Here is a 17,374-nt window from a genome sequence, read left to right as displayed (position 1 = left end):
CCTGCGGTGGGCGCCCTCTGGATGCTTCGGCCTGACAGACGCCTCATGGGGTCACCAAGGCCGCGATCAGCAGGGCGGCGGTCGCCAGGAAGCCGACGAACCAGATGAGCGAGCGCCAGGGCGTCCAGCCGAAGAGGTAGGCGGGCAGGTAGACGATCCGGGCCAGCAGGTAGAGCAGCGCGCAGGCGGCGGTGACGCTGTTGCCCTTGTCGGTGTAGGTGACGACCATCACTGCGATGGCAAAGAGCAGCAGGCCCTCGAAATGGTTGTTCATCGCCCGCTGGGCGCGGCCGGCGAGACCGGTGAGCTCGCGGCCCTCGTCGCGCGGCGAGGCGGCGTAGCGCGGGCCGACCTGGCGTTGCGCCAGAACCGAGAAGAGCGTCATCTGGGCCATCTGCAGCAGGCTCGCGAGGGTTAGTGCAAGCAGTTCCGGCGTCATGCGGTGCTCAGCATGTGGGACGCGGAGGGGCCGTGGCCGAGGGCGGTTTCCTGGTCGATCCAGGCCCGCGCCTTGTCGGCGTCGTTGACGGTGAAGAGCGCCCAATGCGCGGCGCTGCCTTCGATCCAGAGCTGCAGGAGGGTAAGCCCGGCCTGGGCCCGGGATTCCGCCTCGGCATCGAAGCGGTCTGCGTCGAAACGGTCGTAACGGAGAAGTAGCTGCTGGCTCATCTTGCTCTCCCTTCGGGATCACGCGGGGCTCTGGAAGGCCGCGCCCGGGCAGGTCCGGGCGCGGCAATGTCTTGGGCGGGGCGCAGGCGTGGCGCCCCAGGGCCGAGGATCAGAGATCCATCAGCAGGCGGCGCGGATCCTCGAGGGCTTCCTTGACGCGGACCAGGAAGGTCACGGCGCCCTTGCCGTCGACGATGCGGTGGTCGTAGCTCAGCGCCAGATACATCATCGGGCGGATTTCGACCTTGCCGTTGATCGCCATCGGGCGATCCTGGATCTTGTGCATGCCGAGGATGCCCGACTGCGGGGGGTTCAGGATCGGCGAGGACATCAGCGAGCCGTAGACACCGCCGTTGGAGATGGTGAAGGTGCCGCCCTGCATCTCGGCCATCGAGAGCTTGCCGTCACGGGCGCGCTTGCCCTTCTCGTTGATCTCTTTCTCGATCTCGGCAAAGGACTTTTGGTCGACGTCGCGCAGCACCGGAACCACGAGGCCCTGCGGCGTGCCGGCGGCGATGCCCATATGCACGAAGTTCTTGTAGACCACGTCGGTGCCGTCGATCTCGGCGTTCACCTCGGGGACTTCCTTGAGCGCGTGGACGCAGGCCTTGGTGAAGAAGGACATGAAGCCGAGGCGCACGCCGTGCTTCTTCTCGAAGAGGTCCTTGTACTGGCTGCGCAGCGCCATCACCTCGGTCATGTCCACCTCGTTATAGGTGGTCAGCATGGCCGCGGTGTTCTGCGCGTCCTTGAGGCGCTTGGCGATGGTCTGGCGCAGGCGGGTCATCTTGACGCGCTCTTCGCGGGCGGCGTCCTCGGCGGCAACCGGCGCGCGCGGCGCGGCGGTCGGGGCAGCGGCGGCCGGGGCCGACTTGGCGGCAGCAAGCGCGGCGGAGACGTCATGCTTCATGACGCGCCCATCCTTGCCCGAGCCCTGCACCTGGTCGCGGCTGATGCCAGCCTCGGCCATGGCCTTCTTGCCGGCGGGAGAGTCCTCAATGTCCTTGGAGCCGTTGCCATCGCCGGCGGGCGGCGTGTCGTACTGGGTCGGCGCCTCTGCGGCGGGGGCGGCGGCACCCGATGCGCCGCCAAGCACGGCGAGCTGGCCGCCGGCCTGCACGGTGGCGCCTTCCTCGGCGAGGATCGCGGTCAGCGTGCCCGCGGCGGGCGCCGGCACTTCGACCGAGACCTTGTCGGTCTCGAGCTCGCAGAGCATCTCGTCAGCGGCGACGGTGTCACCGACCTTCTTGAACCAGGTGGCGACGGTGGCTTCGGAGACGGATTCGCCCAGCGTGGGGACCATCACCTTGACCTCTTCGCCGCCCGAGGAGGCGGGGGCCTCGCCGGACTTTTCGGCCTTGTCGGACTTGGCCGAGGGGCGTTCCTCGACCTGCTCGGCGCCGGCTTCGCCCGCGGAGGTGACATTGGCGAGCAGGGCGTCGACGCCCACGGTGTCGCCTTCCTTGGCCACGATGTCGGCGAGCACACCGGCGACCGGGGAGGGAACCTCGACGGTCACCTTGTCGGTCTCGAGCTCGCAGAGCATCTCGTCCACGGCGACGGAGTCACCGGGCTTCTTGAACCAGGTGGCCACCGTGGCTTCGGTCACGGATTCGCCCAGCGTGGGGACGCGCACTTCGGTCGTCATCGCTTCATTTCCCTTCGATGGTCAGCGCTTCGTTCACAAGCGCCTCTTGCTGTGCCTTGTGCTGGCTGGCCAGACCCGTGGCGGGCGAGGCCGAGGTGGCGCGGCCGACGTAGACCGGCCGCTTGTGCGTGGCGTCGATCCGGCCAAGCACCCATTCGATATTGGGCTCGATGAAGGTCCAGGCGCCCTGGTTCTTGGGCTCTTCCTGGCACCACACCATCTCGGCGCCCTTGAAGCGTTCCAGCTCCTTGACCAGCGAGATCGCCGGGAAGGGATAGAACTGCTCGATCCGCAACAGGTAGACATCGTCGATGCCGCGGGCGTCGCGCTCTTCGAGCAGGTCGTAATAGACTTTGCCCGAGCACATCACGACGCGCTTGATCTTGTCGTCGGCCACCAGCTTGGTCGCGCTCTCGCCCGATTCCGCGCTGTCCCAGAGGACGCGGTGGAACGAGGAGCCGGTGACGAAGTCCTTGGCTTCGGAAACCGCCAGCTTGTGACGCAGAAGCGATTTCGGCGTCATCATGATCAGCGGCTTGCGGTAGCTGCGGTGCAGCTGGCGGCGCAGGATGTGGAAGTAGTTGGCCGGGGTCGTGACGTTGGCCACGATCCAGTTGTCCTGGCCGCACATCTGCAAGAAGCGCTCGAGGCGGGCCGAGCTGTGCTCGGGGCCCTGGCCTTCGTAGCCGTGCGGCAGCAGGCACACGAGGCCCGACATGCGCAGCCACTTCGATTCACCCGACGAGATGAACTGGTCGAACATGATCTGCGCGCCGTTGGCGAAGTCGCCGAACTGGGCTTCCCAGAGCACGAGCGAGTTGGGCTCGGCCAGCGAGTAGCCGTATTCGAAGCCCGAGACCGCGTATTCCGACAGCGCCGAGTCGATGACCTCGTAGCGGGCTTGGCCCTCGCGGATGTTGTTGAGCGGGTAGTAGCGCTCTTCGTTGTCCTGGTTGATGAGGCCCGAGTGCCGCTGCGAGAAGGTGCCGCGGGTGGAGTCCTGCCCCGCGAGGCGGACCGGGTAGCCCTCGGTCAGCAGCGAGCCGAAGGCCAGTGCCTCGCCGGTGGCCCAGTCGAAGCCCTCACCGGTCTCGAACATCTTCGAGCGCGCGTCGAGGAAGCGGCCCACGGTCTTGTGCAGCGGGAAGCCCTCGGGGACGGTGGTCAGCCCCTTGCCGACATCGGCCATGGTCTCGGGCGCGATCGCCGTCTCGCCGCGCTGGTAGTTGCCTTCCTTCTGCGCGTCGAGGTGCGACCAGCGGCCGTCAAGCCAGTCTGCCTTGTTCGGCTTGTAGGTCTTGCCGGCCTCGAACTCCTCGTTGAGGTGCGCCTGGAAGGCCGCCTTCATGTCCTCGATCTCGCCCTCGGGGATGAGACCGTCCTTGACGAGGCGATCGGTGTAGAGCGTCAGCGTGGTCTTCTGCTGCTTGATCTTCTTGTACATGATCGGGTTGGTGAACATGGGCTCGTCGCCCTCGTTGTGACCGAACCGACGGTAGCAGAACATGTCGATGACCACGTCCTTGCCGAACTTCTGGCGGAACTCGATCGCCACCTTGGCGGCGTGGACCACGGCCTCGGGGTCGTCACCGTTGACGTGGAAGATCGGCGCCTCGACCACCAGCGCGTTGTCGGTGGGGTAGGGCGAGGAGCGCGAGAAGTGCGGCGCGGTGGTGAAGCCGATCTGGTTGTTCACCACGATGTGGATGGTGCCGCCGGTGCGGTGGCCGCGCAGGCCCGAGAGCGCAAAGCACTCGGCCACGACGCCCTGGCCGGCAAAAGCCGCGTCGCCATGCAGCAGCACGGGCAGCACCTGCGTGCGCTCGGTGTCGCCGAGCTGGTCCTGCTTGGCGCGGACCTTGCCCAGAACCACCGGGTTCACCGCCTCGAGGTGCGAGGGGTTGGCGGTCAGCGACAGGTGCACCTTGTTGCCGTCGAACTCGCGGTCCGAAGAGGCGCCGAGGTGGTATTTCACGTCGCCGGAGCCGTCCACGTCCTCGGGCTTGAACGAGCCGCCCTGGAATTCGTTGAAGATCGCGCGGTAGGGCTTTTGCAGCACGTTGGCGAGCACCGACAGGCGGCCGCGGTGCGGCATGCCGAAGACGATTTCCTTGATGCCGAGGCTGCCGCCGCGCTTGATGATCTGCTCCATCGCGGGGATCAGCGACTCGCCGCCGTCGAGGCCGAAGCGCTTGGTGCCCATGTACTTGACGTGCAGGAACTTCTCGAAGCCCTCGGCTTCCACCATCTTGTTGAGGATCGCCTTGCGGCCCTCACGGGTGAATTTCACTTCCTTGCCGTAGCCCTCGATGCGCTCCTTGAGCCAGGCGGATTGTTCGGGGTCCGAGATGTGCATGTACTGCAGCGCGAAGGTGCCGCAGTAGGTGCGCTTGAGCACGCCCATGATCTCGCGCATCGAGGCGACCTGCAGGCCGAGCACGTTGTCGATGAAGATCGGGCGGTCCATGTCGGCCTCGGTGAAGCCGTAGGCCTTGGGGTCAAGCTCGGGGTGCGGATCCTTGCCGTGCAGGCCCAGCGGGTCGAGATCGGCGGCGAGGTGGCCGCGGATCCGGTGCGCGCGGATGATCATCAGCGCTCGGATCGAGTCGAGCACTGCCCGCTTGATCTGATCGTCGGTGACCGCGACGCCCTTCTCGGTGGCTTTCTCGGCGATCTTCTTGCCGGCGCCCTTGGTCTCGGCGACGGGCATCAGCGGCCACTCGCCGGTGATCGCGGCGGTGAGGTCGTCGTTCGGGGTCGGCGGCCAGTCGGCGCGCTCCCAGGAGGCGCCCTGCGCCTCGGCCTTCACGCTGGTCTCGTCGTCGCCGAGCTGTTTGAAGAACTCGTTCCACGCCTCGTCCACCGCGGAGGGGTCGTTCGCGTAGCGGGCGTACATCTGTTCGAGATATTCCGCGTTCGCACCCTGCATGAAGCTGAGGGCGTGGAACTGGTCATTCGAGCCTTGATCCGTCATCGCGCGTATTCCTTTCTGACCGATCGTTGAAGCAGCAGGAGGGGGCCTTCGGGAAAGGCCCCCGTCATGATGCTCCGGGCGGTGTTCGGGCCGGAACCCTTGCGGGGGCGCGGGGCGGGCAATGCCGCCCCGCTGAGTTCTACTTAGGCTTTGATGGCCTTCATTACAGCCTCACCAAGCGTAGCCGGGCTGTCCGCGACCACGATGCCGGCGGATTTCATCGCCTCGATCTTGGACTCGGCGTCGCCCTTGCCACCGGCGACGATCGCGCCAGCGTGGCCCATACGGCGTCCCGGAGGAGCGGTGCGGCCCGCGATGAAACCGGCGGTCGGCTTCCAGCGGCCCTTTTTCTTTTGCTCGGCGAGGAACTCAGCGGCTTCCTCTTCCGCCGAACCACCGATCTCACCGATCATGATGATCGACTGGGTTTCCGGATCGTCGAGGAACATGTCCAGCACGTCGATGTGCTCGGTGCCCTTGATGGGGTCGCCGCCGATGCCGACGGCCGTCGACTGGCCGAGGCCCATGTCGGTGGTCTGCTTCACGGCTTCATAGGTCAGCGTGCCCGAGCGCGAGACCACGCCGACCGAGCCACGCTTGTGGATGTGGCCGGGCATGATGCCGATCTTGCAGGCGTCGGGGGTGATGACACCCGGGCAGTTCGGGCCGATCAGGCGCGACTTGCTGTCGACCAGAGCGCGCTTCACCTTCATCATGTCGAGGACGGGAATGCCCTCGGTGATGCAGATGATCAGCTCGATCTCGGCGTCGATGGCTTCGAGGATCGAGTCCGCGGCGAAGGGCGGCGGCACGTAGATCACCGAAGCGTTGGCTTCGGTCACGTGCTTGGCTTCGTGGACCGAGTTGAACACCGGCAGGCCAAGGTGCTCCTGGCCGCCTTTGCCGGGGGTTACGCCGCCGACCATCTTGGTGCCGTAAGCGATGGCCTGCTCGGTGTGGAAGGTGCCCTGCGAGCCGGTCAGGCCCTGGCAGATGACTTTGGTGTTTTCGTTAACGAGGACTGCCATTGTGGCGTTCTCCTGATTGTCGCTGCGGCGGGCGCAGCCAGAATTCCGGGAAGGGAGCGCCGCGGCGCCCCCAGACGCATCAGCCCTTGACCGCTTTCACGATCTTCTCGGCGCCGTCGGAGAGGTTGTCGGCAGCGATCACGTCCAGGCCGGACTCGTTGATGATCTTCTTGCCAAGCTCAACGTTGGTGCCTTCGAGGCGGACGACGAGCGGAACCTGCAGGCCCACTTCCTTGACCGCGGCGATCACGCCCTCGGCGATCACGTCGCAGCGCATGATGCCGCCGAAGATGTTCACGAGGATGCCTTTGACGTTCTTGTCCGAGGTGATGATCTTGAACGCCTCGGTCACTTTCTCCTTGGTGGCGCCGCCACCCACGTCGAGGAAGTTGGCCGGCTCGGCACCGTAGAGCTTGATGATGTCCATGGTCGCCATGGCAAGGCCCGCGCCGTTCACCATGCAGCCGATCTCACCATCCAGAGCGATGTAGTTGAGGTCGTACTTGGAGGCTTCGAGTTCCTTGGCGTCTTCCTCGGTCTCGTCGCGCAGGTTGGCGATGTCGGGCTGGCGGTACATGGCGTTGCCGTCGAAGCCGAGCTTGGCGTCGAGAACCTTGAGGTTGCCGCCGGGCATGAGGATCAGCGGGTTGATCTCCAGCATCTCCATGTCCTTCTCGATGAAGGCCTTGTAGAGCTGACCCATCAGCTTCACGCACTGCTTCATCGCCGGGCCTTCGAGGCCGAGCGCGAAGGCGACGCGGCGGCCGTGGAACGGCTGGTAGCCGGTGGCCGGGTCGACGGAGAACGACAGGATCTTCTCGGGGGTCGAGGCTGCGACTTCCTCGATGTCCATGCCGCCTTCGGTGGAGCAGACGAAGGACACACGCGAGGTGACGCGGTCGACGAGCAGGGCGAGATAGAGTTCGCGCTCGATGTCCGAGCCGTCTTCGATGTAGATGCGATTGACCTGCTTGCCGGCCGGGCCGGTCTGGTGGGTCACCAGGGTCTTGCCAAGCATCTTCTTGGCTTCCTCAGCCGCCTCTTCCACCGACTTGGCAAGACGGACGCCGCCCTTCTCGCCAGCTTCGGCTTCCTTGAACTTGCCCTTGCCGCGGCCACCTGCGTGGATCTGTGCCTTGACGACCCAGAGCGGACCGTCGAGCTCGCCGGCAGCGGACTTGGCTTCGTTGGCGCTGAGCACGACGCGGCCGTCCGAAACCGGGCAGCCGTATTCGCGCAGGAGCGCTTTCGCCTGATATTCATGGATGTTCATGGAAGACTCTTCCCGTCTTGCTGCGATTTCGGGGCCGGTATACGCGCCTCAATCGCGCGGCGCGAAGGGATTTTTGGCTTTCGGCGAAGATTTGCGAGATTTTTTTGCCGTTGTGATCACGGGCTAAAAAACCGTGATCACAAACTCGACTGCGCTGGAATTACGTTAGCGCCCGAGGTCCAAAGAATCAGCAAGCTGCCGCAGCGGAAGGCGACATGCAAAGCCCGAAAAAGCATGGGCCCCGGCGATGTTGTCGCCGGGGCCCGAAGATTTCTGGTGCCCCACGGGGCTGAGGCAGGGCTTACGCCAGGCTGCTGTCGATGCCCTTGCAGGCCTCGACGAGACCGTTCACCGCGGCGACCGACTTGTCGAACATCTCCTGCTCTTCCTTGTTGAGCTTGATGTTCACGATCTTCTCGATGCCGCCGGCGCCGATCACGGTGGGCACGCCCACGTACATGTCCTTCAGGCCAAACTCGCCGTCGCAGTAAGCGGCGCAGGGCAGCACGCGCTTCTGGTCCTTGAGGTAGGCTTCGGCCATCTCGATGGCCGAGGTCGCGGGCGCGTAGAAGGCCGAGCCGGTCTTCAGCAGGCCAACGATCTCGGCGCCGCCGTCACGGGTGCGCTGCACGATGGCGTCGAGCTTCTCCTGCGTGGTCCAGCCCATCTCGACCAGGTCGGGCAGCGGGATGCCGGCAACGGTCGAGTAACGGACGGAGGGGACCATGGTGTCGCCGTGGCCGCCGAGCACGAAGGCGGTGACGTCCTTCATCGACACGTCAAATTCCACCGACAGGAAGTGGCGGAAGCGCGCCGAGTCGAGCACGCCGGCCATGCCGCAGACCTTGTGCGCGGGCAGGCCCGAGAACTTCTGCAGCGCCCAGACCATCGCGTCGAGCGGGTTGGTGATGCAGATGACGAAGGCGTCCGGAGCGTTTTCCTTGATGCCTTCGCCGACCGATTTCATCACCTTGAGGTTGATGCCCAGCAGGTCGTCGCGGCTCATGCCCGGCTTGCGGGGCACGCCGGCGGTGACGATGCAGACGTCCGCGCCCGCGATGTCGGCATAATCCTGGGTGCCCTTGAGCTTGGCGTCAAAGCCTTCGGAGGGGCCGGATTCCGCGATGTCGAGCGCTTTGCCTTCCGGGGTGCCTTCCGAGATGTCGAAGAGCACGACGTCGCCGAGTTCCTTCAGGGCCGCGAGATGTGCAAGCGTGCCGCCAATCTGTCCCGCGCCGATGAGGGCAATCTTGGGTCTGGCCATGGATCTGTTCTCCGCTCCATTTGTGAAGTCCGCCGCTTGCGTAAGGTCTCTGCCGCCGACGCGCAAGGGCGCTGCAGGGCAGCATCACGGAAGCTCGATTGCTGACCACGCGGCATGGTTGCGATAAAGGCGTTAATTATCGGTGTGTTAGCGCCGGTATGCGAACGTATGCTTTCTATGCGTAGCGAAGCCCGAGGGGCAGCGAGGTGCTGCAACCTGCGGGCGCAAATTGCCGCATTCACAGGCAATCGGGCGATTCTCTTTGGCGTCATCTGCGCCCGCTGCGCCGCGCGAGATATTTCTCGAGCTGCACCAGCGCGTCGTGGATCAGCACAGCGAAGAGCCCGACGATCAGCCCGCCCTGCAGCACGAAGGCGGTGTTGCTGGTCAGCAGCCCGGCAATGATCACCTCGCCCAGCGTGCGCGCGGCCACCGTCGATCCGATGGTCGCCGTGCCGAGTGCGATCACCACCGACAGGCGGATGCCACCGAGGATCACCGGCAGGGCCAGCGGCAGCTCGACCCGCCAGAGCCTCTGCCAGCGATCGAGCCCGATGCCGCGTGCGGCCTCCATCGTGCTGCCGGGCAGGGTTGAAAGGCCGGTCATGGCGTTCTCGAAGATCGGCAGGAGGCCATAGAGGAAGAGCGCCACCAGCGTCGGGCCTGCGCCGAAGCCGAGCGCAGGGACGGCGAGCGCCAGCACGGCGACCGGGGGAAAGGTCTGCCCGACGTTGGTGATGGTGCGCGAGAGCGGGCGGAAGGCGGCGCCGGCGGGGCGGGTGACGAGGATCGCCAGCGTCACCGCCACAACAGTGGCCGCGAGCGACGCCACGGCGACGAGACCAAGGTGGCTCAGCGAGAGCGAGAGCAGCGAGCTGCGGGTGTAGATCACCGGGCCATTTTCGGGCGCGAAGGGGGCGAAGGCCGGGGTGAAGGCTTCCGGCTTCAGCACCAGCGCCAGCAGCAGCGCGACGAGCGCCACGCGCAGGAGCATTCCCGGTTTCACGCGTGGCGCTCCGCCCGCGCGCGGATGGCCGAGAGCGTGACCCGCCCGGCAGGGTCGCCCCCGTTCAAGACAGGCACGGCCTCACGCCCGGTCCAGAGACAAGCCGAAAGCGCCTCGCGCAGGGTCGCATCCTCGGGCAGAGCCGGGCCTTCGGCCGCGCCGGGCTCGATCAGCTCGGAGACGGGGATCAGCGAGAGCAGCCGCATGGGCCGCTCGGCATCTCCCACCATGTCGGCGACGAAATCGGTGGCGGGCTGCGCGACGATCTCTTCCGGCGGCCCGTATTGCACCAGCCTGCCGCCATCCATCACCGCGATGCGGTCGCCAAGGCGGATCGCCTCGTCCATGTCGTGGGTGACGAGCATGATGGTAGAGCCGAGCTTGCGCTGGATGGCGCGCAGATCGTCCTGCGCGCGGGTGCGGATGATCGGGTCGAGCGCGCCGAAGGGTTCGTCCATCAGCAGAAGGTCCGGGCGAGAGGCCAGCGCCCGGGCGACGCCGACGCGCTGCTGCTGCCCGCCCGACAGCTCCAGCGGCAGGCGGTCGCGAAACTCGTCAGGCTCCATGCCGAAGAGGGTCAGCAGCTCGTCCACCCGGGCGGAGATCTCCTCCTTCGGCCAGCCAAGCAGCTCGGGGACCGCACCGATGTTGCGCGCAACCGTGTGGTGCGGAAAGAGCCCGTGGCCCTGGATCGCGTAGCCGATGCGGCGGCGCAGGAGGTGGGGTTTTACCGCGTGGGTCGGCTCGCCGTTGATCCGCACCTCGCCCGAGCTGGGCTCGACCAGCCGGTTGATCATCCGCAGAAGCGTGGTCTTGCCCGAGCCCGAGGTGCCCACGATCGCGGTGATCGTGCCGGTTTCGGCGGTGAGAGAAACGGCATCGACGGCGCGGGTCTCGCCGTAAAGCTTGGTGATCTTGTCGATCTCAATCATGTCTGGCGCTCCGGCAGGCGGCGGGTGAGGTCGACGAGGATGTCCATGACGATCGCCGCGACGAGGGCCATGAGGACGGTGGGCAGGGCGCCCAGCAAAATGAGGTCGGTGGCGGTCTGGTTGAGGCCCTGGAAGACGAAACTGCCGAAGCCGCCGCCGCCGATCAGCCCGGCGATGACCGCAAGGCCGATGTTCTGAACCAGCACGATGCGCAGGCCCGCGAGGATCACCGGCATGGCCAGCGGCAGCTCGACCTTCCGCAGGCGTTGCATGGCAGTCATGCCCATGCCGCGGGCGGCCTCGATCGCGGCGGGAGGAGTTGCGGCGAGACCGGTCACGGTATTGGCGACCACCGGCAGCAACGAATAGAGCACCAGCGCGAGGAAGGCGGGGGCAAAGCCGATGCCGGCGATGCCGAACGCCTGCGCGGCGGGGTAGGTTGCGGCCACCCAGCCGAGGATCGGGATCATGATGCCGAACATGGCGAGCGAGGGGATGGTCTGGAGAAAGCTCAGGACCGGCAGCATCGCGCCGCGCAGAGCGCCGTTACGGTGGCACAGGATGCCGAGCGGGAAGCCGATCAGCGCCGCCGCGCCGAGCGAGCCGAGCGCGAGCGCGACGTGGCGCAGGCTGGCAGTGCGGAACGCGTCCTTTCGGCTGGCGTATTCCTGCATCACCGAGAGGTCCGACAGGGCGCCGGACCAGAGCAAGGCCGCGAGGGCGGCGAGCAGCACCGCCAGCAGCCCGGCGCGGGCGCGGGGGCCGGGGCGGAGCTGAGAGAGCGCGTCCGCCATCAGCAGCATCAGCACCAGCAGCAGGCACCACGCGCCCGCTCCGGGCGACACGCGCGCAAGATCCCCTGCCCCCTGAAGCTGCGCCGCCGCCCCCTGCGCCATCAGAAAGACGAGGCCGGCAAGGCCGATCAGGCTACCACCGAGGCGGCGCAGTGGCAGGGCAGAGGGGATGCCGAGCACCAGCCCGGCGGCCAATGCGAGCGCGCCAGGTACGATCGCGCTCGGTGGGGCGCTGTCCCAGAGCATCACGCTTTCTCCGGCGACGATCCGGTTGGCGCGCAGCGTAAGGAGCGGCAGGGCCAGTGAAGCCAGCCCCAACGCGGCGAAAAGCAGGCCGGGCGCAGAGAGACCCCGCCCGGCACGCATCATCTGCCGCTCCGCGAGCGCGATCAGTCCAGCACCCCGGACTTGGTGAGATAGTCACGGGCCACCGCTTCGGCAGGCTCGCCGCCGACCTGGATGCGACCGTTGAGCTCTTGCAGGGTCTCCATCGTCAGGCCTTCGAAGATCGGGTTCAGCACCTCGGGGATCGAGGGATATTCCTCGAGCACGGCGTCGCGGACGATGGGGGTGGGCTCGTAGACTGGCTGCACGCCCTTGTCGTCCTTCATCACCTTGAGCCCGGTCGCGCCGACGCCGCCGTCGGTGCCGTAGACCATGGCGGCGTTGACGCCCGAGGTGCCCCGGGCCGCGGCCTGGATCGTCGCCGCGGTGTCGCCACCCGAGAGGATCACGGTCTGGTCCTCGGACAATTCGAAACCGTAGGTCTCTTGCATGGCGGGCAGCACCGCGGGGGAGGAGACAAACTCGGTCGAGGCGGCGAGCTTCACGTCGCCTCCGCCCGACACCCAGGCACCGAAGTCACTCATCGTGTCGAGGCTGTTCTCCTCGGCCAGCGGCCCGGTCACGGCGATGGCCCAGGTGTTGTTGGCGGGGGCGGAGCTGAGCCAGGTAATGCCGTTCTCTGCGTCCAGCTCCTTGGCGCGGTCGTGCGCCGCGGCGGCGTCCTTCCAGGTGTCTGCGTCGGCTTCGTTGAAGAAGAAGGCCGCGTTGCCTGTGTACTCGGGGTAGATGTCGATCTGACCCGCCAGGATCGCCTCGCGCACCACTTGGGTTCCGCCCAGTTGCAGGCGCCGCTCGACGGGCAGGCCCGCATCCTCGAGTGCTAGGGCGATCATGTTGCCGAGCAGCCCGCCCTCGGTGTCGATTTTCGACGAGACGGTGATGTCGGCCTGTGCTGTGCCGGCAAGCCCCGCGGCGAGGCTGGCGGCGGCGAGAATATGTGTGCGGATCATGGCGCGTCGGGCTCCCTTCCGTTGCGTCCTGTCGACTATGACAGAGTTCCGCTTAGAAACTAGGATAGGACGGGCAGAGGCCAAGTCTTCCGCGGAATTTCCGGGGGCGTGTGGTCTTCGGGTCGTGCGCCTCAGGCATCGCTTTCCTTTGGTGGGAGATGTTCGGCAAGGGTTTCAAAAGCCTGCCCGCTGGCGACGAGACATGTGACGCCTTGGCTGGAGGTGATGGTGATCGTCCATGTGCCAGTCTCGTCGGAGGCGAAGACCTCCATCACCGCGTTGTCGCTGCCGAGGCCGATGGACTGCCGCGTCTCGCCATAGGTTTCTGCGAGTCGGGCAATCACCACGTCGCGCGGGCCGCAAGCGCGGCTCTGAGCGGCTCCGGCAGAGGGCAGGGCGGCGAGCGCCGCGCAGAGACCTATCAGCAGCAGGCTGCGCCGTGAGCAGCCGGGCCCCGGTGCGTGGCTGGTGGGGGTGGGATGTGCCGTCATCGGCTTTCCTTTCAGCGGGATGGTCCTTTCAGCGGGGGATGCCGGTGCGACTGGATCGGCGCTGCCAGCCGAGGGCGTTGGCAGGGCGCTGCCCTTGATTTCCGAGCCTGCGCGGCAATCCCGAAGGATTGGTAAAGGATGCGGCCGCGGTTAAAATGCGTTGTTCTTCTGCGCCGCGGCATGAATGCACTTGCAGTTTTTGGAAAACAAATGCATCACTGACGCAATATTATTGCTCTACGGAGGAAGGCATGGATCTCGCGCTGCGGCCCTATCGCTCGGTACTTTACATCCCCGGCTCGAAGGAGCGGGCGCTGGACAAGGCGCGTGGCCTCGCGGTGGATGCGATCATCTTCGACCTCGAGGATGCCGTGGCCCCGTCGGAAAAGCCCGCCGCGCGCGAGACGCTCGCCGCCGCGCTGGGCGTAGGGGGCTATGGCAAGCGCACGCGGATCGTGCGGATCAACGGGCTCGACACCGACTGGGGCGAGGCCGATGCGCGTGCAGCGGATAGCATGGATTGCGACGCCGTGCTGCTGCCCAAGGTCGAGGACCCCGCACAACTCGACGCGCTGGCGGAGCTTACCGCAAAGCCGCTCTGGGCGATGATGGAGACGCCGAAGGGCATGCTCAACGCGCAGGCGATTGCTGCGCATCCGCGGCTGGCGGGCATGGTCATGGGCACCAACGATCTGGCCAAGGAACTGAACTCGCGCTTCCGCGCCGACCGGCTGCCGATGCTCACCTCGCTGCAGCTCTGCCTGCTGGCGGCCAAGGCCTCGGGCTGCGTGATTGTCGATGGTGTCTACAATGCCTTCAAGGACGACGAGGGGCTGCGGGCCGAATGCGACCAAGGTCGCGACATGGGCTTCGACGGCAAGACGCTGATCCACCCGGCGCAGGTCGAGATCGCCAATGCCGCCTTCGCCCCGACCGAGGGCGAGATCGACCTGGCGCGGCGGCAGATCCACGCTTTCGAAGAAGCCGAGGCCGCGGGGCAGGGGGTTGCCGTCGTCGACGGCAAGATCGTCGAGAACCTGCATGTCTTCACTGCGAAATCAGTGCTCGCCAAGGCGGAAGCCATTGCCGCCATGGGGGCTTGAGGGCAGGCTCGGGCCGAACACGGCACAAGGAGACCCCCAATGCTGCTTCTGATTCTCGGCGTCGCGCTCTGGTGGGCGGCGCATCTGTTCAAACGCTTTGCTCCCGACGCGCGGGCCAAGATGGGCGACAAGGGCAAGGGTGCGGTTGCGCTTGCGCTCGTTGCCAGCGTGCTGCTGATGATCTTCGGCTATCGCATGGCCGATGGTGCCTTCTTCTACGGGCGCACCCCAGCCACCGTGGGCATCAACAACCTGCTGATGCTGGCGGCGCTCTACTTCACCTCGCCCGGCCCCAAGAAGGGCGCGCTCTTTTACAAGATGCGCCACCCGATGCTGACCGGCTTCCTGCTCTGGGCCATCGCGCACCTGCTGGTGAACGGCGACGTGCCCTCCTTCGTGCTTTTCGGCGGGCTCGGGATCTGGGCGGTGGTCGAGATGAGCACGATCAACCGCAGCGAGCCGAACTGGACGCCGCCCGCCAAGGGGCCGATCAAGAAAGACCTGATCTTCCTTGCGGCCAGCGTCGTGCTGCTCTTCGTGATCGGCGCGATCCACACCTGGCTCGGCTATCCCACCTTTGGATGACAACTACCGGAACTGACCCCATGAAAATCTACAGACTGCTGACCGAAGACGACACCTCTGCCTTCTGCCACAAGGTCTCCGAGGCCCTGAGCAAGGGCTGGGAGCTTTACGGCAGCCCGACCTACGCCTTCGATGCCGCCAACGGCGTGATGCGCTGCGGGCAGGCCGTGACCAAGGACGTCGACACGCCCTACACCCCGGACATGAAGCTGGGAGCGCAGTGATGGCCAAGACCAACCCCGGTCGTTTCTTCGAGGAGTATCGCATCGGCGAGGTCATAGACCACGCCGTGCCGCGCACCGTGTCGGGCGGGGAAAGGGCGCTTTACCACGCGCTCTACCCGGCCCGGCATGCGCTTTACTCGTCGGATGACTTCGCCCGGAGCGTTGGTCTGCCCGGCGCGCCGCTGGACGATCTGGCGGCGTTCCATCTGGTGTTCGGCAAGACCGTGCCGGATGTCTCGCTGAACGCGGTGGCGAACCTCGGTTATGCCGAGGGACGCTGGTTGAAGCCGGTTTATCAGGGAGACACGCTGCGCGCGTCCTCCGAAGTGATCGGGCTCAAGCAGAATTCGAATGGCAGGTCCGGTGTCGTCTGGGTCCGCACGCGCGGCACCAACCAGCGCGGCGAGACCGTGCTGGAGTATTGCCGCTGGGTGATGGTGCGAAAGAAAAACCTCGACGCGCCCGCGCCCGAGACGGTGCTGCCCGATCTGAAAGAGGTTCTGGCGCCCGAGGATCTGGTGATGCCCGAGGGGCTCGACTTCACAAACTATGATTTTACCCTCGCCGGAGAGCCGCACCGCTGGGGCGATTACGCGGTCGGAGAGCGGATCGACCACGTCGACGGGGTGACCATCGAGGAGGCCGAGCACATGCTCGCCACCCGCCTCTGGCAGAACACCGCCAAGGTGCATTTCGACGCCACCCACCGCGAGGACGGGAAGCGGCTGATCTATGGCGGGCACGTGATTTCGTTGGCGCGGGCGCTCAGTTTCAACGGTCTGGCGAACGCGCAGATGATCGCCGGGCTCAACGGCGGGGCGCATGCAAACCCTTGTTTCGCCGGGGATACGGTCAAAGTATGGTCCGAGGTTCTGGATCGCGCCGAGACCCCGGCGCCGGGCGTCGGTGCGCTGCGGCTGCGGTTGGTGGCGGTCAAGGGCGGCGCGCCCTTCGCGCTCAAGAGCGAGGACGGAAGATACCTGCCGGAGGTCCTGCTCGACCTCGACTACTGGGCGCTGATCCCGCGCTGATCTGACGCCTCGGCGCGACTGGGCGCGGTGCTTGAGTCGCGGTGCTGCCCCGCAAAAATCCGAGTTAAATACTTGGGAATAGGGCGACTCCGCGGAAGCCTCCGTTAGCGCCATAAATGTGATCACACTTGAAAAAGCGTGATCACATATTCCGATCATTTTTTGGAATTGGGTGGAAAAAACACGCTCCTGCGCCGTGCACCCGCGTGACAGGGCGGGGCAAGAGGCGCTAGAACCCGGCCACAAGGGAACCGAAAAGGACAAGCCATGGCTGAAGAGAACCGGATCCAGCGCCCGCTCTCCCCCTTCATGATCGGGCCGTATTACAGACCGCAGCTCACCTCCATGAGCTCCATCCTCACCCGCATCACCGGCAACGCGATGATCGTCGCGGTCTTCCTCATCGTCTGGTGGCTGCTCGCTCTGGCCGCAGGGCCCGAGGCCTTCGCCACGGCCGAATGGTGGATCACCAGCTGGGTGGGCAACCTCGTGATGTTCCTCTCGCTCTGGGGCATCTGGTACCACTACCTCGCGGGCCTGCGGCACCTGATCTTCGACGCGGGCAAGGGGCTCGACATTCCGACCGCCGAAAAGCTCGGCTGGGTCTGCATCTACGGTTCGGTGGTTCTGACCATCCTGACCGTGATCATCTACTGGATCTGAGGGAGGCGACAGACATGCGTTATCTGACCGACCGCAAGCGCGCCGTTGGCAAAGGCTCGGCCCATTCCGGCGCGGAACACCATTGGCACATGATCGTCAGCGCCGTCGCGCTCGCCTTCTTGGTCCCGACCTTCCTCTTCATCTTCGGCAACGCGCTCGGCTCCGGCTACGAGGCTGCGCTGGCGACCTTCCAGAAGCCCTTCGTGGCGATCCTGACCGGCCTCGTGCTGGTCGTCGGCCTGCAGCACTTCCAGAAAGGGGCCCGCGTGATGCTCGAGGATTACACCTCGGGGACCACGCGCAAGCTGCTGCTCATGCTGGTTGTCGGCCTGTGCTGGTCGCTGACCGCCGCCGGCCTCTTCGCGCTCGCCAAGATTGCCCTCTGAGAGAAAGA

General features: G+C 66.0%; 18 protein-coding genes. 6 read left to right on the top strand and 12 right to left on the bottom strand.

Annotated elements, in window-relative coordinates; translation table 11 throughout:
• Window positions 1-43: 43 nt before the first annotated feature.
• The 12 genes from CEW88_RS11235 to CEW88_RS11180 all read right to left on the bottom strand — a co-directional run bounded on the left by CEW88_RS11235 (window position 44) and on the right by CEW88_RS11180 (window position 13,374).
• On the bottom strand, window positions 44-439 hold the full coding sequence (locus tag CEW88_RS11235) for an MAPEG family protein (protein ID WP_108966836.1): 396 nt from the start codon (window positions 437-439) through the stop codon (window positions 44-46).
• Window positions 436-669, bottom strand: coding sequence for a hypothetical protein (locus CEW88_RS11230; protein ID WP_108966834.1), 234 nt, complete (start codon window positions 667-669; stop codon window positions 436-438). Before CEW88_RS11230 ends, CEW88_RS11235 begins: the two co-directional genes overlap by 4 nt.
• Before the next feature lie 109 nt (window positions 670-778).
• Window positions 779-2,317, bottom strand: coding sequence for a 2-oxoglutarate dehydrogenase complex dihydrolipoyllysine-residue succinyltransferase (gene odhB / locus CEW88_RS11225; protein ID WP_108966832.1), 1,539 nt, complete (start codon window positions 2,315-2,317; stop codon window positions 779-781).
• A gap of 4 nt (window positions 2,318-2,321) precedes the next feature.
• The gene (locus tag CEW88_RS11220; RefSeq protein WP_108966830.1) at window positions 2,322-5,291 is read right to left on the bottom strand and encodes a 2-oxoglutarate dehydrogenase E1 component; all 2,970 of its coding nucleotides are present in this window, start codon (window positions 5,289-5,291) and stop codon (window positions 2,322-2,324) included.
• A 143-nt stretch (window positions 5,292-5,434) separates the two neighbouring features.
• On the bottom strand, window positions 5,435-6,319 hold the full coding sequence (sucD, locus tag CEW88_RS11215; protein ID WP_108966828.1) for a succinate--CoA ligase subunit alpha: 885 nt from the start codon (window positions 6,317-6,319) through the stop codon (window positions 5,435-5,437).
• 79 nt (window positions 6,320-6,398) lie between these two features.
• Entirely contained in the window at window positions 6,399-7,592 is a 1,194-nt protein-coding gene (gene sucC / locus CEW88_RS11210; protein ID WP_095880430.1) for an ADP-forming succinate--CoA ligase subunit beta, read from the bottom strand.
• Window positions 7,593-7,893: 301 nt separating this feature from the next.
• Window positions 7,894-8,856: a malate dehydrogenase gene (mdh, locus tag CEW88_RS11205; protein WP_108966826.1), complete on the bottom strand. Its 963-nt coding sequence runs from the start codon at window positions 8,854-8,856 to the stop codon at window positions 7,894-7,896.
• Window positions 8,857-9,124: 268 nt separating this feature from the next.
• Entirely contained in the window at window positions 9,125-9,862 is a 738-nt protein-coding gene (locus CEW88_RS11200; RefSeq protein WP_108966824.1) for an ABC transporter permease, read from the bottom strand.
• The gene (locus CEW88_RS11195) at window positions 9,859-10,794 is read right to left on the bottom strand and encodes an ABC transporter ATP-binding protein (protein ID WP_108966822.1); all 936 of its coding nucleotides are present in this window, start codon (window positions 10,792-10,794) and stop codon (window positions 9,859-9,861) included. Before CEW88_RS11195 ends, CEW88_RS11200 begins: the two co-directional genes overlap by 4 nt.
• Window positions 10,791-11,957 carry an ABC transporter permease gene (locus CEW88_RS11190; protein WP_108966821.1) on the bottom strand — a complete coding sequence of 389 codons (1,167 nt, stop codon included), beginning with the start codon at window positions 11,955-11,957 and terminating at the stop codon, window positions 10,791-10,793. Before CEW88_RS11190 ends, CEW88_RS11195 begins: the two co-directional genes overlap by 4 nt.
• A gap of 20 nt (window positions 11,958-11,977) precedes the next feature.
• A complete protein-coding gene (gene osmF / locus CEW88_RS11185) occupies window positions 11,978-12,883 on the bottom strand; it encodes a glycine betaine ABC transporter substrate-binding protein OsmF (protein ID WP_108966819.1) in 906 nt (301 codons plus the stop codon).
• 131 nt (window positions 12,884-13,014) lie between these two features.
• The gene (locus tag CEW88_RS11180) at window positions 13,015-13,374 is read right to left on the bottom strand and encodes a hypothetical protein (RefSeq protein WP_108966817.1); all 360 of its coding nucleotides are present in this window, start codon (window positions 13,372-13,374) and stop codon (window positions 13,015-13,017) included.
• Between the two features lie 251 nt (window positions 13,375-13,625).
• Between CEW88_RS11180 and CEW88_RS11175 the strand changes: the two genes are divergently transcribed.
• The 6 genes from CEW88_RS11175 to sdhD all read left to right on the top strand — a co-directional run bounded on the left by CEW88_RS11175 (window position 13,626) and on the right by sdhD (window position 17,366).
• Window positions 13,626-14,477 carry an HpcH/HpaI aldolase/citrate lyase family protein gene (locus CEW88_RS11175; RefSeq protein ID WP_108966815.1) on the top strand — a complete coding sequence of 284 codons (852 nt, stop codon included), beginning with the start codon at window positions 13,626-13,628 and terminating at the stop codon, window positions 14,475-14,477.
• A gap of 39 nt (window positions 14,478-14,516) precedes the next feature.
• Window positions 14,517-15,062, top strand: coding sequence for an NnrU family protein (locus CEW88_RS11170; RefSeq protein WP_108966813.1), 546 nt, complete (start codon window positions 14,517-14,519; stop codon window positions 15,060-15,062).
• Between the two features lie 20 nt (window positions 15,063-15,082).
• Entirely contained in the window at window positions 15,083-15,286 is a 204-nt protein-coding gene (locus CEW88_RS11165) for a DUF1737 domain-containing protein (RefSeq protein ID WP_108966811.1), read from the top strand.
• Window positions 15,286-16,317 carry a MaoC family dehydratase gene (locus CEW88_RS11160; RefSeq protein WP_108966809.1) on the top strand — a complete coding sequence of 344 codons (1,032 nt, stop codon included), beginning with the start codon at window positions 15,286-15,288 and terminating at the stop codon, window positions 16,315-16,317. The genes CEW88_RS11165 and CEW88_RS11160 overlap by 1 nt, the downstream gene beginning before the upstream one ends.
• Window positions 16,318-16,584: 267 nt before the next feature.
• A complete protein-coding gene (gene sdhC / locus CEW88_RS11155; protein ID WP_108966807.1) occupies window positions 16,585-16,980 on the top strand; it encodes a succinate dehydrogenase, cytochrome b556 subunit in 396 nt (131 codons plus the stop codon).
• A 14-nt stretch (window positions 16,981-16,994) separates the two neighbouring features.
• Window positions 16,995-17,366, top strand: coding sequence for a succinate dehydrogenase, hydrophobic membrane anchor protein (gene sdhD, locus CEW88_RS11150; protein ID WP_108966805.1), 372 nt, complete (start codon window positions 16,995-16,997; stop codon window positions 17,364-17,366).
• Window positions 17,367-17,374: the final 8 nt, after the last annotated feature.

Source organism: Alloyangia pacifica, assembly GCF_003111685.1.
Lineage (GTDB): Bacteria > Pseudomonadota > Alphaproteobacteria > Rhodobacterales > Rhodobacteraceae > Salipiger > Salipiger pacificus_A.
This window is presented reverse-complemented; position numbering and strand designations above follow the sequence as displayed.

What these genes read in the sequence shown, in the direction of transcription:
- CEW88_RS11195 (WP_108966822.1), bottom strand. Translation starts at nt 10,794, where the DNA reads ATGATTGAGATCGACAAGATCACCAAGCTTTACGGCGAGACCCGCGCC.
- odhB (WP_108966832.1), bottom strand. Translation starts at nt 2,317, where the DNA reads ATGACGACCGAAGTGCGCGTCCCCACGCTGGGCGAATCCGTGACCGAA.
- sdhC (WP_108966807.1), top strand. Translation starts at nt 16,585, where the DNA reads ATGGCTGAAGAGAACCGGATCCAGCGCCCGCTCTCCCCCTTCATGATC.
- CEW88_RS11170 (WP_108966813.1), top strand. Translation starts at nt 14,517, where the DNA reads ATGCTGCTTCTGATTCTCGGCGTCGCGCTCTGGTGGGCGGCGCATCTG.
- CEW88_RS11220 (WP_108966830.1), bottom strand. Translation starts at nt 5,291, where the DNA reads ATGACGGATCAAGGCTCGAATGACCAGTTCCACGCCCTCAGCTTCATG.
- CEW88_RS11175 (WP_108966815.1), top strand. Translation starts at nt 13,626, where the DNA reads ATGGATCTCGCGCTGCGGCCCTATCGCTCGGTACTTTACATCCCCGGC.
- CEW88_RS11180 (WP_108966817.1), bottom strand. Translation starts at nt 13,374, where the DNA reads ATGACGGCACATCCCACCCCCACCAGCCACGCACCGGGGCCCGGCTGC.
- CEW88_RS11165 (WP_108966811.1), top strand. Translation starts at nt 15,083, where the DNA reads ATGAAAATCTACAGACTGCTGACCGAAGACGACACCTCTGCCTTCTGC.
- sdhD (WP_108966805.1), top strand. Translation starts at nt 16,995, where the DNA reads ATGCGTTATCTGACCGACCGCAAGCGCGCCGTTGGCAAAGGCTCGGCC.
- mdh (WP_108966826.1), bottom strand. Translation starts at nt 8,856, where the DNA reads ATGGCCAGACCCAAGATTGCCCTCATCGGCGCGGGACAGATTGGCGGC.
- CEW88_RS11160 (WP_108966809.1), top strand. Translation starts at nt 15,286, where the DNA reads ATGGCCAAGACCAACCCCGGTCGTTTCTTCGAGGAGTATCGCATCGGC.
- CEW88_RS11230 (WP_108966834.1), bottom strand. Translation starts at nt 669, where the DNA reads ATGAGCCAGCAGCTACTTCTCCGTTACGACCGTTTCGACGCAGACCGC.
- CEW88_RS11190 (WP_108966821.1), bottom strand. Translation starts at nt 11,957, where the DNA reads ATGATGCGTGCCGGGCGGGGTCTCTCTGCGCCCGGCCTGCTTTTCGCC.
- sucC (WP_095880430.1), bottom strand. Translation starts at nt 7,592, where the DNA reads ATGAACATCCATGAATATCAGGCGAAAGCGCTCCTGCGCGAATACGGC.
- osmF (WP_108966819.1), bottom strand. Translation starts at nt 12,883, where the DNA reads ATGATCCGCACACATATTCTCGCCGCCGCCAGCCTCGCCGCGGGGCTT.
- CEW88_RS11235 (WP_108966836.1), bottom strand. Translation starts at nt 439, where the DNA reads ATGACGCCGGAACTGCTTGCACTAACCCTCGCGAGCCTGCTGCAGATG.
- sucD (WP_108966828.1), bottom strand. Translation starts at nt 6,319, where the DNA reads ATGGCAGTCCTCGTTAACGAAAACACCAAAGTCATCTGCCAGGGCCTG.